The 3,359-nt window shown below is 64.3% G+C and carries 2 protein-coding genes; both read right to left on the minus strand.

Features of this window, described 5'->3' with window-relative positions; all coding sequences use genetic code 11:
- Positions 1-292: 292 nt before the first annotated feature.
- Positions 293-1,480, minus strand: coding sequence for a class I SAM-dependent methyltransferase (locus tag VW23_RS03655; protein WP_201788006.1), 1,188 nt, complete (start codon positions 1,478-1,480; stop codon positions 293-295).
- A gap of 33 nt (positions 1,481-1,513) precedes the next feature.
- Positions 1,514-3,359: hybrid sensor histidine kinase/response regulator (locus tag VW23_RS03660; RefSeq protein ID WP_069908238.1), on the minus strand; the 1,846-nt coding region annotated here is incomplete at its 5' end.

Raw genomic sequence — 3,359 nt, forward strand, 5'->3', positions numbered from 1 at the left:
GGTCGCCGCCCGCCTGGGCGGATGGCACTGCTATGGCAAGCCACCGGGACCAAAAACCATGCAAAACGGCTGGCGAGAACTCGCCGCCATGCTCACCGGCATCGCCATCGCCCTGCACGATGCAAATCTGTGAATCCCGTAGCCCCGACGGGGAGAGGAACAAGAGGCGATCGCTGCGCTCTCAGGTTTCTTCTCCCCGTCGGGGAGAAGGTGGCGCGTAGCGCCGGATGAGGGGTGAGCCACAACAGCTGCTGGCCGCTCGTGAACCCCGAGCCAGCCTCAAACATGGCGCTCAAAGCCCCACCGCATCCTCGAGATAGTGCCGGCGGATGCCAAAAAACTCTTTCGCTTCCGCCAGCTTCCTCAACTGCGCGGCATCCTTGCCGCGCTTGGTCTTCGTCGCGACGATCAGCACGTTCTTGGGCGTATGCACGTCCGAGATGAACTCGAACACCTTGGTCGAATAGCCGAAATGCTCGAGGATCATGGCGCGCATCGCGTCGGTGACCATCTCGGCCTGCCGCTCGACGAAGATGCCGTGCTTCATCAGGAAATCCAGCGCGTTGCCGTGGTTCGAGGTCTCGATCTCGCGGCGGATCTGCTTGTGGCAGCACGGCGCGACGACGATCAGCTCGGAGCCAGCGGCGATGCCCTTGGCGATGGCGTCGTCGGTGGCGGTGTCGCAGGCGTGCAGCGCGATCAGCACGTCGGCACCGGCGGAGTCAAAATTCTCGATCGTCCCCTGCTCGAAGCTCAGATTGCCGATACCAATGGCGTTGGCCGTGTCGTTGCAGAACCTCACCAGGTCGTCGCGGAACTCGACGCCCACCACTTCGGCGGATCGTCCAAGGTTCTGCTTCAGATAGTCAGCCACGGCAAAGGTCAGATAGCCCTTGCCGGCGCCCATATCGACCACCCGGTTCAGCTTGCCCTCAGGGATCGCTTTCAGCAGCGGCCCCAGAATTTCGACATAGCGGTTGATCTGCCGGAACTTGTCGCCGGCCGCCTTCAGCACCTGCCCGTCGGCGCCGGTGACGCCGAGTTCGGTGAGCCAGGCCTTGCCAGCCGCCGGGATCGGGCGAGCCTTAGCGCGATCGTGTGACAGGGTGGCCGGCGCCTTGCTGGTCGGCTCGCTCTGCTTCAGCCGTGGCGACTTGCCCTGACTGTCGAACTGCAGGTCGAACGCCGTGGTGAACAGGAAGGCCTGGCGAAAATCCTTCTCCATCAGCCGCCTGAGCTGACCGATCGCGCCAGCGGGCGGATGGTTCTGCACGAGGTCGCGGGTCTGGTGGTGGAAGGTGAAGCTGAGCTTCAGCTGCTCGCGGATGGTCGCGGGTTTGACGTCGATGCTCTTCAGCGTCTCGTCGGTGCCGAACGGCAGGCGCAGCGCCAGGCGCACAAAGCTGCCATCGGCGACGGCGCTGTCGAGGGCGGCGAGGAACTGGTCGATCTTGGGAAGGCTGGTATCCATGTCCGGCATATAGGCCTGCCGGAGCCGAAAGGCTACTGCCCGCTACTCCGCGCCCTGCTCGACCTTGCCCAAGACGTCCTTCACCTTGGAGTTGATCTGGTCGAGCGAATAGGGTTTTGGCAGAAACTCGACGCTCTGGTTGTCGGCAATGTCCTGCCGGACGTTCTCTTCGGCGTAGCCGGAAACGAAGATCACCTTCAGATCCGGCATGTGCTCACGCACCTTGGTGAGGAGCGTCGGGCCGTCCATTTCCGGCATCACCACGTCCGAGATCATCAGGTCGATCTTGTAGTCGAGCTCCTCCAGCACATCGAGCGCCTCGTCGCCGCTATCGGCCTCGAACACCTCATAGCCGGTGGTCCGCAACGCTCGGGCAGAGAACGCTCGCACGCTGTCCTCGTCCTCGACGATCAGGATGCGTTCGTGGCCCGTGAGGTCCTTGACCTGCACCACCGCCTGCTTGACCGGCACATCGCTTTCGGTCGGCACATAGCGCGGCAGGAAGATGCGGAACGTGGTGCCTGTGCCGACGACGGAGTCGGTGTAGATGAAGCCCGAGGACTGCTTGACGATGCCGTAGACCGTCGACAGCCCGAGGCCAGTGCCCTTGCCGAGTTCCTTGGTGGAAAAGAACGGCTCAAAAATCTTCTCGAGGATTTCCGGCGGCATGCCGGTGCCGGTGTCCTCGACTTCGATCAGCACGTAATCGGCCGGCGGCATCCCCGTGTAAGTGAAGCCGGTGGCCTCGCCCTCGGTGACATTGCGGGTCCTGAGCGTGATGTCGCCGCCATTGGGCATGGCGTCACGCGCGTTGACCACGAGGTTCACCACCACCTGCTCGAGCTGCACCAGGTCGGCCTTCACGGGCCAAACCGGGTTGGAATGCTCGACGCTGAGGGTGATCTGCTCGCCGATCAGCCGCTTCAGCAGCACCGTGAGGTCGTCGAGATGCCCCGGCACTTCCAGCACCTGTGGCCTGAGCGTCTGCCGGCGCGAGAAGGCCAAGAGCTGCCGGGTGAGGCCGGCGGCGCGGTTGGCACTGTTCTTGATCGACATCAGGTCGGCAAAGCTCGGATCGCCCGGCTTGTGCTTCAAGAGCAGCAGGTCGGCAAAGCCGATAATGGCGGTGAGCACGTTGTTGAAATCATGCGCCACGCCGCCGGCCAGCTGGCCCACGGCCTGCATCTTCTGGCCCTGGGCGAACTGCGCCTCGAGCTTGCGCTGCTCGCTCATATCGAGCGCATAAACGTTGATCCGCTCTGCCGCGCCCTCGGCTTCCTCGGAACTGGAGACATAGAGGCGCACGGCATGGTCGCTGCCGCGGGTCAGCGTCGCGTCCACCGGTTCGATCTCGGAGCGGCTGGCCAGCGCCGCGTCGAGCGCCTTGGCGAAGGCCTCGCGGTTGCCCTCGGCGATCAGGTCAGCCATCGGCTGCATGTCGATCGACTGCTCACCACCGGCCCAGTCAAAAATCCGGCTGAACGGCGCGTTGGTGCGGATGATGCGGCCGGCTTTGTCGAGCGTCGCAATGGCGAACGGCGTGTCGTTGAAAAAGCGCGAGAACCGGACTTCCGAGGCGCGCAGCGCCTCTTCCTTGTCGGCGCCCTGCCGGCGATCGAGCACCAGCGTGCGGGTCTCGCCGAGCTCGCCATCGGCGAGGCGGGCGGCGCGATGCATCAGCCGCACCGGGAAGCTGGTGCCGTTACGGCGAACGAGGTCGATATCGATGATCTCGGTGCGGATCTCGCCGTCCGAGCGGCCGCGCATCAACAGGCTGGCGCCGTCGCCGCGGACGATATCGCTGAGCCGGATGGCGGTGGATTCGAACTCGGCAAGGTCGTAGCCGAGCCAATCGGCGAGGGTCGAGTTGAGGTACTGCACCCTGCCC

This window comes from Devosia insulae DS-56 (genome assembly GCF_000970465.2).
In the GTDB taxonomy this organism is placed as follows: Bacteria; Pseudomonadota; Alphaproteobacteria; order Rhizobiales; family Devosiaceae; genus Devosia_A; species Devosia_A insulae.

Bases quoted from the DNA above. Each gene is read 5' to 3' on its own strand.
- VW23_RS03655 (WP_201788006.1), bottom strand. From the start codon at position 1,480: ATGCCGGACATGGATACCAGCCTTCCCAAGATCGACCAGTTCCTCGCC.